The organism is Paenibacillus sp. FSL R7-0128 (assembly GCF_038002245.1).
GTDB classification, from domain to species: domain Bacteria; phylum Bacillota; class Bacilli; order Paenibacillales; family Paenibacillaceae; genus Paenibacillus_AQ; species Paenibacillus_AQ silagei.
In genome coordinates this window covers 1,787,489-1,800,387 of the sequence record NZ_JBBOCD010000001.1, presented here as the reverse complement: position 1 = coordinate 1,800,387, position 12,899 = coordinate 1,787,489, and the positions used below count along the sequence as shown (strand labels likewise).

The 12,899-nt window shown below is 54.4% G+C and carries 8 protein-coding genes; 2 read left to right on the top strand and 6 right to left on the bottom strand.

All coding sequences use genetic code 11. From position 1 onward, the window contains the following. Positions 1–55: 55 nt before the first annotated feature. Entirely contained in the window at positions 56–3,412 is a 3,357-nt protein-coding gene (locus tag NST26_RS07340) for a tetratricopeptide repeat protein (RefSeq protein WP_340958132.1), read from the bottom strand. Positions 3,413–3,735: 323 nt separating this feature from the next. Here NST26_RS07340 and NST26_RS07335 point away from each other — a divergent pair, with 323 nt between their 5' ends. After that, positions 3,736–4,632 carry an AraC family transcriptional regulator gene (locus tag NST26_RS07335; RefSeq protein WP_340955139.1) on the top strand — a complete coding sequence of 299 codons (897 nt, stop codon included), beginning with the start codon at positions 3,736–3,738 and terminating at the stop codon, positions 4,630–4,632. 103 nt (positions 4,633–4,735) lie between these two features. On the opposite strand, the gene NST26_RS07330 is transcribed toward NST26_RS07335, so the two are convergent. Beyond that, positions 4,736–6,451, bottom strand: a complete 1,716-nt coding sequence (locus NST26_RS07330; RefSeq protein ID WP_340955141.1) for an ABC transporter substrate-binding protein — start codon at positions 6,449–6,451, stop codon at positions 4,736–4,738. 129 nt (positions 6,452–6,580) lie between these two features. Here NST26_RS07330 and NST26_RS07325 point away from each other — a divergent pair, with 129 nt between their 5' ends. Continuing rightward, entirely contained in the window at positions 6,581–7,441 is an 861-nt protein-coding gene (locus tag NST26_RS07325) for a helix-turn-helix domain-containing protein (RefSeq protein WP_340955143.1), read from the top strand. A gap of 74 nt (positions 7,442–7,515) precedes the next feature. On the opposite strand, the gene NST26_RS07320 is transcribed toward NST26_RS07325, so the two are convergent. The 4 genes from NST26_RS07320 to NST26_RS07305 all read right to left on the bottom strand — a co-directional run bounded on the left by NST26_RS07320 (position 7,516) and on the right by NST26_RS07305 (position 12,603). Beyond that, the gene (locus tag NST26_RS07320) at positions 7,516–9,039 is read right to left on the bottom strand and encodes a glycoside hydrolase family 43 protein (protein WP_340955145.1); all 1,524 of its coding nucleotides are present in this window, start codon (positions 9,037–9,039) and stop codon (positions 7,516–7,518) included. Between the two features lie 147 nt (positions 9,040–9,186). Continuing rightward, positions 9,187–9,852, bottom strand: coding sequence for a serine/threonine protein kinase (locus NST26_RS07315; RefSeq protein WP_340955147.1), 666 nt, complete (start codon positions 9,850–9,852; stop codon positions 9,187–9,189). A gap of 179 nt (positions 9,853–10,031) precedes the next feature. After that, entirely contained in the window at positions 10,032–11,069 is a 1,038-nt protein-coding gene (locus NST26_RS07310) for a Gfo/Idh/MocA family protein (RefSeq protein ID WP_340955149.1), read from the bottom strand. 1 nt (position 11,070) lies between these two features. Beyond that, a complete protein-coding gene (locus NST26_RS07305) occupies positions 11,071–12,603 on the bottom strand; it encodes a DUF5605 domain-containing protein (protein WP_340955151.1) in 1,533 nt (510 codons plus the stop codon). Positions 12,604–12,899: the final 296 nt, after the last annotated feature.

The window sequence follows — 12,899 nt, the reverse complement described above, 5'->3', positions numbered from 1 at the left end:
CCATGCTAATCCTATGCCGTCCTGTTGTATGCATAATCTGTTGTCCTCCTTCTGCTTAGAGTTGTCCCCGGTTCAGGGCACTATCGGCCATCCGTCTGTGAACCCCGGCTCCTTGATGATTAGGGTCCAGGGCAAGAGCTGAATCAAGCTCCGCTGCCGCAGCTTCATACCGGCCCAGCCCGAGAAGCCCGAGCCCCCGCATGTAGCGGCAATGTATGACATTGCGCCGGTTGAGGTCATCCTCAAACACCAGGAAATCCGGCAGCGATACGGCGAAATAGTCCAGCTTGATATCATCGAAAAGATGACGCTCGGCATAATCAATCAATATATTGAAGCGGCGCTTGGCCTCCTTCGGCTGCTGGAGCCTCAGCCAGGCCAGCCCCTGGTAGAAAATCATCTCCGGCGGCTGGTCATTGTAGAACACCGCACTTGCCGGCTCCGCCAGACCTTGTGAAGCCGCCCTGTAGCAGCGCTCAGCCTCTTCTTCCTGCTGAAGCCCTTCGTATACCCGGCCAAGAGCATATTGAATATTATTCTCCTGCGCCCCTTCCAGCTTCCCTTCGCCCAGATTATGCGGATAGGCCAGCGCCAGCCGGAAATGCTTAAGCGCAGCGTCATACTGCCCGTTCTCCAGTGCCAGTCTGCCAAGCCCGCTATGGGCGAATTGGTATTGCCCGGTCACCTTCCCCTCTCCGCCCTCCCAGGGATGGAAGGTACGCGAGCTTAATGCCCTAACCGCTTCGTCATAGCGCTCAAGCTGGTTAAGCATCGTTACATATTCGATATACAGATCATCCCGCTGCTCCACCAGACTGCGTTGTGCTTCAAGATGACCCAGCCGTTCCCCGGCAGACCACACGAGCTTCTTGCGCAGCTGGTCCAGCTCATACAGAATCCGCGCATCCTGCGGCGCACAGGCGAAGGCCTGCTCCAGTGAAGCGAGCGCCGCCTCAGGATTGTTCTGCTTGTTGTAATAGGCCAGAGCCAGATTGCGGTGAACGATGGCGAAATCCCCTCTCAGTTCACGTGAACGTTCCCAGCTTGCCGCCGCTTCCTCCGGCCGCTTCTTGTCATAATAGAGATTGCCGAGATAGTAATAGGCCTTATCATCCAGGGGATTCGCCCGGACGGCGCTTAACAGCCATTCAAGCTCGGACAGGGAGTTCGGGAAGCAGTGCAGCGGGGAGGCTGCTTGCCCCTGGCGGCGGGCCTCCCGTGCCTGCTCATTTTGTCCCGTACACTCATAACATTCGCCAAGGGCATAATGCAGCATCGGATAGACCGATTCGGATTCTAGTTCCAGTCCGGGTTCAGATTGAGGTTTGGAGCTGCCCCGTTCGACCGCTCTCTCTCCTATAGCAAGAGCTTCCGCATACAGTCCGCAGCCCATATAATCTGCCATAAGATTAAGGTAGTTGTGTGCGTCACCACGCATAAGCCGTTCCAATTCTGTCAGCGCCTCTTCTGCCGCAGCAGGGTCACCCAGTGCTGCAAGGACCAGGGCCAGTTCGTTATATGCGCCAAAATCAGCAGGATCAAGCTGCACAGTCTCACTTGCGAATCGCCTCGCCTGCTGCGGCCGGCCAAGCCTCCGCAGGAGAGCAGACTTGAGGTTCCTCGCCTTATAGTTACGCGCATTGCGGATCAGCGAACGCTCCGCCAGCTCCAGCGCCTCGGCATACCGGCCCTGCCGGCAGGCAATCTGAGCTAGTGAGTAATACCCTGCATCCTGCCAGGTTGCCGACCATACCGCTTTGTAATAAGCAGCAAAAGCCTCATCCAAGCGGTTCTGGCCGCGCAGGGCAACCCCCAGCTGATAATAGGCTTCGCTGTCATACGGGTTAGGATTACGCGAGGTCAGACGCTCAATGGCGCGGCGGAGCAAAGGCTCACTCTGAGCATATTGCCCGCGGCGGAGCAGCAGCGTTCCATACGCTACATTCAGCCGGATATCCCCGCTGTCCCGTTTAAGCCCCTCCAGATAATAGGCCTCCGGCTCAAAGGTGGCATGCCGGTACTGCTCCAGATGCAGGCCGGCCAGATACAGCTCCTCTGCTGAGCGCAGCTCTTCCGGCGGGGCCAGCGGCTTCGCCGCCTCAGGGATACGCCCAATCTCCGGACGCTTCGGCTGATAGGCGACCAGCAGCCTGCCCTCCCCGCTATGGACTGTCAGCTTGAGGTCATGCTCCTGCTCTCCATGGTCCAGCATAACCGTAAGCTCTATAGCCTCTGCCAGAGACAGATCGGCAGTCTCCCGCAGATATTCGCCTGCGGCTCCACTTAACCGGATAATGGCCTGTTCAAACCGTGAAGTCACGTATACCTTCACCACCGCCTGAGCTAATGCCGCATCCACCTCCAGATTGACCGCAGCGTCTACCGAGGCATTTTTCACCAGACCGATGCCTTTATACGGCATGAAATACTGGTTGAAGCTCTTCTCCTCATACGGCTGCAGCCAGGTGAAGTCAGGCTGGTTATCCGTGTACACGCCCGTCATGAGTTCAATATAAGGTCCGTCTTCATCGGTCAGCTGGCGGTCCCAGGCCTGGCCGAACTCCCCGTTCCCCCAGGTCCATTGCTTCTTCCCCGGTGAGATGTGATGATCAGCCACATGCAGCAGCCCCGCCTGGACGCCGTGATCATATCCACCGACGAAATTATAATCCGACTTGTAGGCCATATAGGAGGTCGGAACCGGAATATTCTTATAGCGGGAGATGTCCACGCCTTCCGAATAATCCTGTTTGTAGTAGGTACCGGTCGCAATAGGGAACCGCGATACATCCCTTTTGCCATGATCGAAGACGGCTGTGACATCAGGCGGAAAAACAGACTGCGTCTGATCATTGACCGCAACCGCCGGGTTGGCCCACCACAGGAAGGTCTGCGGCAGCGGCGTCCGGTTATAACACTGCGCATGGACATCCAGATAGGCTCTCCCGGGATAGAGTCTGAACGCAGCCGTAACCTTCGTTCCGTACATCCGGTCAATCTCGCTCACCCATACGGTAGCGCTTCCATCCTCAGCAGCCTCAAGTTTATATTCAACCGGGCCGAACGTATTCGGGCGGTGATGCTGCGGCCAGTTGAACTCAATGCCCCCGGAGATCCAGGGACCTGCAAGGCCGACCAGCGCTGGCTTGATTACACGGTTATAATAGACAAAATCATAATTGTTCGTCTTGTCGAGCGCCCGGTAGATCCGCCCCCCAAGCTCCGGCATGATCTCTATCCGCAGATATTCATTCTCCAGAATAATCAGCTTGTACGTCCTATCCTTCTTCACATCCGAGATGCTCTCAATCACGGGATGCGGATATACACGCCCTGAGCTTCCCTGATAGACTCTTTTCTCCAGAAACATGGGGTTCGGATCAGCGGCGCCTGCCTCATAGGTTGGTATCATCACACTGGTCTCCCGTACCTGTACCCGGTCCGCGCTGTCCGTATTGTCCCTGTTGTCTGCGTTGCCCGCATTGTACGTATTGTCCACATTGTCCGTATTATCCGCATTATCCCCATTGCCACCGTAGTCAGCGTTGTCCCCGGCTGCCTCCGGCTTCTTACCGCCACCTGCATACTGCATGCCCTTCACTGCCTCCCTTGACTTGATAGTTCTACTCTAGCCGCTGGCCGGGGAGTTTCCAATTGACGAAATGCGGGAAGTGATGGATTATATTCTTATTCTGTGTAAGCTTGTTAACCTACTATCTGTTAGGGGGAAGCGGCATGAATCACGGTCATATCCGCAAGCCGGAAGGGTTTGTGGAGGAGAAGCTGTATGTGCTGCCGGAGTACTGGATGAAGGAATTGGAACAGGAGGAGCTGACCGCCTCCTTGTTCATTACGGACATTGGTTATTTCCCGAATGCCCGTTATCATTTCAGGGAACGCCTGGAAGGCAGCCCGTCGCATATCTTGATCTTGTGTGAAGCGGGGGAGGGCTGGGTGGAGCTGAATCATGGGGAGCAGATGACCATGCAGCCGGGGGACATGGTCATTATTCCTCCACACACCCCGCACCGGTACGGGGCCATGCAGGAAGAGCCATGGAGCATTTACTGGTTCCATTTCAAAGGAAATCATGCGGACCGGCTGGTGAAGCTGTTCGGATTGTCGGGCGCTCCCCTCGCCCTGGCCCCGAGCGGCAAGGCCCGGCTCATCGAATGGTTCGTTCCTGCCTATGAGCTGCTGGCTGAGCGGACCTACGCCCTGGCTACCCATGTGCACATCGCCCAGACGGCCAGACAGCTGCTCTCCGGCATCGGCATTACGGCAGGCCCGTCCGCGCAGGAGAAGAAACGCGGGACGTATCTGGAACAGGCGATCCAGTATATGAACGGACGGCTGGGCAGCAACCTCACCCTGCCTGAGCTCGCTAAGCAGGTCGGCGTGTCAAAGCAGCATCTGATCTATATCTTCAACGCTGAGACCGGGGTCTCCCCGATCGGGTATTTCCTGCGGCTCAAAATCCAGCGGGCAGGCCATCTGCTCGATCTTACCGAGCTCAGCATTAAGGAGATCGGCTCCGCTATAGGGATCAACGACCCTTATTACTTCTCCAGGCTGTTCAAGAAGATTTCGGGGTTCTCTCCTTCAAGCTACCGGAAGATCCCGAAGGGCTGAATCTGTACTCGAACGAAAAGGGCCTTCCAGGCTAATTTCTTAGCCGCAGAAATGCCCTTTTTGAATATCTCTGAATATCTGCCGCGTAAGCTAAGCAGCTCTGCTATTCAATCTCCTTCCCGGTAAACAGCGAGACTCTCGCTTTAACCAGCTCCGTATATTCCTTCTCCATTTTCTCTGCACCCGCTTTGTTCAGCTCCGCAATGAAATCATCGTAGATTTTATCGAAATCGGCTGTGCGGGAGAGGATGGCTTCGGGAATCCTTTTATGGACGATATCCTGCGTCTTTTGATAGATTACCTGATAATCCCCATCTGTCGGCACCGGCATATTGTACAGCGCGCCCCATTCCTTGACCGGGAATTCATCCTCCGCCGGGAACAGGTCTTTCCAGGTTGTTGCGTTATACGCAGCCAGACTCGCCTTCTCCGCATCCGAATATTCGGCCAGAATCTGTTCCGGGAAGTTCGTAGTATAGTAATTGCCTGTAGAATCCTTCACACCGTCCCCATAACGGACTCCCAGCGTGGAATACAATCCCACCCCTGTCGCCTTGGTGAAACTTGCTGCATCGTTGACCTTCTGATCGAGAATGTCGGCAGGGATGACGCGCTTCCCGTTCTCCACATTATAATGCTTGCCTTCGATCCCCCAGTTTCTCAGCACCTGGCCTTCTTCCGAGGAGAGCCAGTCCAGGAATTTAATCGCGCGGACCGGATCTTTACAAGCCGTGGTGATACTGATCCCGTAGCCGTCCACTCCGACAGACTGCATGGCGTGATCCTTGTACTCCTCACTCAGCGTAACCGGGAAGTGGGCGTACGTATATTCGTCTTTGCCCGCAGCCTTCAGGGCGTTCTCCGCATCCTGATACTCCCATTCCACTGAGGTGAGCCCCAGCACCCGGCCGCTGGAGATTTTGGATTTGTACTGGTCATCCTTTTGAACAAAGGATTCCTTGTCGAGCAGCCCTTCATTGTACATATGGTTCAGCCAGCGGAAGTACTCCTTCTCTTCAGGCTTCTTATAATGCAGCATCGTCTCGTACGTCTCAGGGTTCACATAATATTCGCCGTCATTGGTTCCTCCGGTGGTGATATCGCCCTGGTTGGTCACCGTAATCATGATCTTCCAGCCGTCAGCATTGACGGTCAGCGGTATGGTCGGCTGCCCGTCCGTCGTTGGATGCTTAGCCACATACGCCTTGAGGACATTCTCGAAATCCTTCACCGTCCGGACTTCGGGATATCCAAGCTCTTTCAATACGCGGTGCTGAATCTGAAATCCGTTCGTCGCATCGAAGCTCTGTTGATCAATGCCGACATTCGTCGGGATCGAATAGATCGCCTGATTATCCTTGCTGTATTTCATCCGGTTCATGTTCCCATCCATGACTTTCTTTATATTCGGAGCATATTTATCAATCAGCTCGGTCAGGTCGATAATGGCTTCGGCATCCACCAGCTTGCCCAGCTCTCCCTTGGCATAGATCATATCAGGATACTCTCCGCTGGCTGCCATCATTGAGATTTTGTCCTGTCCCCCTCCGCTGCCCACATCATATTCCGCGTTCAGGGTAACACCTGTTTTGGCAACAATCTCCTTGCCGATATCATCCTCCATCCTGTTCCAATTCGGACTGGCATCGGCGCCAAAGAAGGTAAACGTTACGGGAGCTGTATCATTTGCGCTGTTATTTCCGTTCGTTATATTCTTTGTGTTATTTCCGGCACTGCTGCTGTTGCTGCAGCCTGCCGAAATGAGCAGCATACTTGCCAGCAGACCCATCCCTAATCTTCTTGGCATTTGTTTTTTCATCCGTCTCATCCCCTTTGGTTGAATGCGTTTACAGTTATATTTTAGCGTCACCTTTGGCGGATAACCTTGATTTTCAAGTCGCAGACTAGCATTATATAGACAAATACGTATTTCTGAGGTGGGAGCTTTGTGAGCAATGTTTATTTGAACTGGTTCACGACTGACGAGCATTTTCCTTTCTTTATCCAATATGGCGGGCACGAAGAAGACACCTCCCTCCATCAGCATGCAGACTTCTCCGAGCTTGTCATTGTGCTGAACGGACATGCTGCGCATATCGTCAACGACGAAGAGGCTTTTATCAAGAAAGGCAATGTATTCGTGATTAACGGCGGCACTCCCCATGCCTATAAGGACCCTTATGATTTCATAATTTGCAACATTATGTACAAATCAGGCATGCTTAAGCTGGCCGGACCGGACTTAAGGACGCTGAACGGCTATCAGGCGCTGTTTGTCTTAGAACCCTTTTACCGCAGCATTAACGCCTATAAAAGCAAAATGAACCTCCCCATCGTCAGCCTGGAGGCTGTCTCATCGCTTGTGGCCGGCATGATTACCGAATATGAACAGAAGCAGCACGGCTATCAGACCATGCTCGCCTCCAAATTCATGGAGCTGGTCGTGTATCTGTCCAGACATTATGACATTCAGGAGAAGGGCGTGGACAACAGCCTGATGCACCTCGCCAGTGCGATCTCCTATATTGAGGATCACTATCATGAACCGGTTACTCTTGATGCCATTGCCGCCAAATCGGATATTTCCGTCCGTCATTTGAACAGGATATTCCAGGCGTATTATCTGACTACACCGATTGCTTATATTCAGCGTCTCCGGCTGGAACATGCATGCTCACTGCTCAAGCAAACCAGACACCCTATTACAGACATCTCCTATAGGTGCGGATTTAATGACAGTAACTACTTCGCCCGTCTCTTCAAAAAAACGTACGGCAAGTCCCCGAAGGCCTACCGCAATCAGCAGTAGTTGTGCAGCAGCCAGGTCCATACGTGTTTAACGCAAAAAAAAGCAGCATGTCCCAAGGAACTGCTGCTCACAACTTATACCGCCGGCTGATCCAGCGGCTCATAATCGAACCAGTCATACGCTGCCGGAGCGCCCTGTCCCGTCACGGACGTTGCATACATGGCGACGAATACCCCGGTGAACCCTCCTGAGATTTCGGTGCTGAGATAATGTGTCTCTCCAGCCCCCAGCTTGATCACCCCGGAATCCGGTGCCTCAACCGAGGCTTCTATGCTGCCGGGCAGCGCCTTGATTCTCAGGATGACCGGCCCGTCAGGACACTCCTCCACATGCTCCACCCGGAGTGAACCGACCGTCCGCCGGAACACGGCGGCTCTCCGCCCGCTGACAGAGCGGATCACCAGCTCATAATGATGCTTCTCGTTCTTGTATACTGTAATTCCGGCTTCTTCCCCTTCATGCTGCGGCTCATAATCCAGCTCTGCTGCTATATTGGCCGTGAAGTGGCTGAGGCGGCGGCCCGCAAAGGCAGGTGCGGCGGCTTCATTCAGCGTAGCCTCGTGGCCATGCAGAACGAGATGGCCCGGCCGTTCTTCAAGCGACCAGCTTCCTTCTGCCGGATTACGCAGAAAAGTCCAGTCCAGCCCCAGCCGGGTATCATCGAAATGGTCTCTTACGGGCTTCGCCGGCCAGCGGACTTCCGGCAGCAGCGGCGAGTCCATAACCGGCTCGATGTGGCCGCCGTTCCCGATAACCGGCCAACCCTCGGATGTCCAGGTTACGGGAGCCAGGAAGCTCTCTCTGCCCAGATGATGGCCCATCGGATAGGAGACCGGACGAATGCCTAAGCACACCGCCCACCAGCTCCCGTCCTGCGCCTCAACCAGATCGGCATGGCCTGTGGCTTGTATGCTGATTGCCGTACTGCGGTTGGACAGAATCGGATTATGGGGACAAGCAGCATACGGGCCATACGGCTGGCGGCTTCTGGCGATGGTCTCCATATGTCCATACTCCGTTCCGCCTTCGGCGATCATCAGATAATACCAGCCGTTCTTCCGGTACAGATGCGGAGCCTCGGGATGAGCGCCGCCCGTTCCTGTCCAGATCAGCACACTCCCGGTCAGCATTTCCCCGGTCCCGATATCAATCTCGCACTGGTAGATTCCTTTCCCCTGTCCGCCGTCCATGGCGGACTGGAAATATACGCGCCCGTCCTCATCGAAGTACAGGGAAGGATCAATTCCGCTCTGCGCAACCAGATAGGGCTCCGACCAGGGGCCTTCCGGATGCTGTGTTTTGACGAAGAAATTGCCCATCCCGCTTACATTCGTGGTCACCATATAGAACCAGCCGTTATGGTAACGGAGGGTCGGCGCGAATATTCCGCCTGAGCTCCACGAATTCTCCAGCGGCAGCTGTTCTACCGTTGTAAGGCAATGGCCGATCTGACGCCAGTGGACAAGATCCCTGCTGTGAAAGACTGGTACTCCCGGATAATATTCGAATGTGCTGGTTACCAGATAATAATCATCCCCTACCCTGCAGATGCTGGGATCGGGATGGAAACCGGATATGATGGGATTGGTATAGTGCATGAAGCCGCGCTCCTGTCCATTTTCAATTGAATTCTAGGTTCTATATCGATTATATCTGGAATCGCTCTGCCAAACCTTCACTTTCAAGTCACGGGAATAGCAAAATCCAGACATGGCCGCGCTTAGTTCCGTGCAGATGTTATATAGTTACCTTTTCAAATGATTGAAGCCGCTCCGCCTCTGCTTCCGCCGCCGCCAGAACCGGTACCCTCTGCGGACCGTCTCCAGAATCAGGCGCGGAACCGGAAATACCCGGCGGGAAGCCACCGGCTGGTACAACCGGTAATACAGCCGCTTATAATCCTCCCACATGCTGCAGTCGTCATCCTTCAGGAAATCCGAGACATCTACAATCAGTCCCCGCCCGTCCCGGAGCATCACATTCTTGGCATGGATATCATGCGGGCGCAGTCCCCGGGATCTCGCATACTGAAGCGCGTTGTCGATGTCTTCAATAGCCTGTCCGGTAATGAGAATGCCGCGTTGCATGGAATCGTAGAAGGTGACTCCTCCCAGCCTTTTGAGGACCAGGAAATCCGCTCCGGCATAATAGCACTCCGAGAAGGCCGGATGCTGTCCAAGGCGGCAGTACACTTCTGCTTCTTCCTCAATGCCCGGCCTGCCCGGCGCGTAGATCTTCACTGCGAATTCCTCGGCTCCCTGCCGGCAGAAGACAGCCGCATAATTTCCGGTTCCGAGCACACTCCAGGGCTTTGGTACACCGCTGACCTTCACCGGCTCCAGCGGATTCACGCTCTCAATACTAACCTGTCCCAGCAGCTCGCCCGTGATCTGCTCCAGCAGCTTGTCCATCCTTCTCACCCCGCAGCTTAAGTTCAGTAATGACTCTACCCACCCAGTGTACGCTATTCCCCGGAGATCAGCCAATCTTGCCGGTAAGCATGGCGAAGAACCGGACAACAGCTCTCCGGCTCTTCGTATATATGAACGTACCTGTACACTCGCCCATTATCCACGCCGCCACCTTGGAGTTAAGCTAAATGAATGACCTCATGCTCCTCCGCACTTCGGTAGGTTCCGAATACAAGCTCCAGCGTCTTCAGATTATCTTCGCCGCTCGTCTGGAATTCCTCACCCTTATTCAGGCATTCAATGAAATGCGACTGCAGGCGGTAATGACTCTCTTCAAAATCAAGCCCGTTGTCCTCCGAAACCACCGTCTCGGCTCCGCTGTTATCAATCAGGCTGAGTGTGCCGCTGCTGTACAGCTTAATTGTAGCCTGATCGCCTTCAATAATCAGCTGCTCCTTATGGTCCGGCAGCACCGGAAGAGTTAGCGGGCCGGGCAGATTCTGCCGGGTGGCCCAGCTCATATCCATCAGTCCCATATAATCGTCGTAGCCAAGTGTAATCAGCCCGGCATCCTCTCCGGCAATATAAGAGCTGACCTTCCGGGTCTCCGCATATAGCCGCTTAGGCTCCCCGAACAGGAAACGCCACGTATCATACCAGTGAACCCCCATCTCATAGAATAGCAGCTTCGGCATCTCCCGGAAGAACGGCTGCGGAAGCTCATTCTCCGGGGCAAACCGCGGTGAATAATAATCCGTGTGGATATAGCGGATCGTCTGGAGCCGTCCTGCCGCTCCCTCATCCAGCAGCTTGCGGATGGCCTGAATCGGCTGCAGCCAGCGCCAGTTCTCTGTAACCATCAGCCGGACGCCCGCAGCACGGGCCGTTTCCACCATCTCACAGGCTTCCTCCATGGAGCGGGCAAAAGGCTTTTGGCACAGGATATGCTTCCCGGCCCGTGCGGCCAGTCCGACCAGCTCAGGATGAGTATCCGGCGCAGTAATAATATCTACTATATCCAGTTCCGCAGAAGACAGCATGTCTTCCAGCGTAGAGTACAGCATGTCCCGGGGAATCCCGTATGCCTCACCCTTACTGTGCAGCTTAACCGAATCCAGGTCACACAGGCCTTGAATCTGAACGCCGGGGATACGCTGCCATGCCTGCAAATGCTTGTCCGACCAATACCCTGCGCCCACAACACCAACCTTCCACATCTTATTTCGCCTCCAGGTCATGCTCATCGCGCAGACGCGTCATTCTCACCGCCATATATGTCCGTCCCGGCAGATCGACCCTGAAGGTTCCCTGATAGCTACCCGCAAGCTCATCCACCGTCATGTTCCAGGTATCCAGCAGCTCCACCTTATAGCGGAACTCCGGGTTCATCGTGAACTGGCGGAACTTCGGCCGGTTGAATCCGAAATAATAGAGAACATATTCATCCTCCACCCCGGCTCTGGGCAGATCCCACTCCGAAGGCAGCGGGTTCAGACCCTCAGAAGGCCCTTCTTCCAGCACGCGGCGCAGAAAAGCAATCCGCTCAGGGCTCGTACCATACAGCCGGCCACCCTTGGCCCACCAGAGCTTATCCTCCGGGTGCAGATAGGTTTCCCCATGTCCGACATACCCTCCACGGACCGCGCCTTCCCAGAAACGGCGGACCATCTCTTCCCCGGTAATATTCCCCCAGCCATGCTCGACATTGCCCTCGTAGGCACATTCATCGATCACGACAGGCTTATTCCAGCGCCGTCTCCATTCATCCGTATGCTCAGAGGTCTTGTAAGCATCCACACGCTGAATGCTACAATGCGTAACCCAGGGCTGGTTGAAATCATAGAAGGCAATGCCATTGTGATTAGAGATCAGGTGCCCGTAAGGATCATACGACGTTACAATGTGGGCATACCGCTCCCAATCAGCCAGCACCTTGTTGCTCATGAAGTCATATTCATTGGCCAGCGACCACCAGACATGACGGTACGCCGAGAGCCTGGCTACAAGGTACCGGAGATAGCGGTCATCCGCCTCCTTGCCCATATCCGCGAAGCCCCAGCGGTCATACGGATGGAACAGGATCAGGTCGGCCTCGATGCCCAGCTCCCCAAGATCTGCAATCCGCTCCTCCAGATGCCGGAAGAACGCCGGGTTGAACCGACTGTAATCCCAGCCTGCCTCGACCGTGCCTTCATAGGGATAGTACTCCGGTTCATTCTCGTTATAGGAGTATGACTTCGGGAACACGCACATTCTTATTTTGTTAAAAGAAGACGCTTTCAGCGTGTCCAGCGTCTGGCGCTCCATCTCATCCCCCTGATGGGTCCAGGCGTAGCAGGTCGTGCCGACAGGAAGATAGGGCGTTCCGTCCGCATAGGCAAAATGAAAAGTATTCCGCACCCGGACCGGACCGTGATTCCCGCCTGCCGCAGCCGTGCATTCCAGTCCCCCTTCAAGCTCATGCAGCGCAGGCTCATTGCTGCTGGTCCGGAACGTCCACTTCCCCTGATGCTCTGGCATGAAGCGGATGCGATATACCCCGTCTCCATCATAGAAGCCCAGAACAAGAACCGAACGTTCTCCCATCGAAAATTCCGCCTGCAGCGCTACCTCCGTAAACGGATTGCCCCCGGCAGGGCCTCCTTGCAGTACAATTTCACATACGCCCCACTGTGAAGTCTGGTCAGGCACCGATACGGAGACCCTCCCCTGGAATGCTTCAGCCTGCCCTGCTTCCTTCGGATTAGCCATAAGTCCTGCTCCCTTCTGTATAAATCCTAAGATATACAAATAGCAACATCAAACTAAACAACAACTAAAAAAAACTAATATCACTAACTATAAATTTATTATAAAGCAATCCTACAACACCTTCATGCCATCGTCAACGTTCTTATTCAAGCTAAAAACCAGCTTATTCAACTATTATATTAACCTCGATGATATGCCAAATTCACTAAACATAACTAAACAAAAATACAAATTACGCTTCATTGCTAAAATTAGCGCCTTCCCTTACACTAAACATACTTAAGCTACGATGCTGA

Excerpts from the sequence above, each read along its gene's own strand:
- NST26_RS07340 (WP_340958132.1), bottom strand. The coding sequence starts at position 3,412 with ATGATACCAACCTATGAGGCAGGCGCCGCTGATCCGAACCCCATGTTT.
- NST26_RS07335 (WP_340955139.1), top strand. The coding sequence starts at position 3,736 with ATGAATCACGGTCATATCCGCAAGCCGGAAGGGTTTGTGGAGGAGAAG.
- NST26_RS07330 (WP_340955141.1), bottom strand. The coding sequence starts at position 6,451 with ATGAAAAAACAAATGCCAAGAAGATTAGGGATGGGTCTGCTGGCAAGT.
- NST26_RS07320 (WP_340955145.1), bottom strand. The coding sequence starts at position 9,039 with ATGCACTATACCAATCCCATCATATCCGGTTTCCATCCCGATCCCAGC.
- NST26_RS07315 (WP_340955147.1), bottom strand. The coding sequence starts at position 9,852 with ATGGACAAGCTGCTGGAGCAGATCACGGGCGAGCTGCTGGGACAGGTT.
- NST26_RS07310 (WP_340955149.1), bottom strand. The coding sequence starts at position 11,069 with ATGTGGAAGGTTGGTGTTGTGGGCGCAGGGTATTGGTCGGACAAGCAT.
- NST26_RS07305 (WP_340955151.1), bottom strand. The coding sequence starts at position 12,603 with ATGGCTAATCCGAAGGAAGCAGGGCAGGCTGAAGCATTCCAGGGGAGG.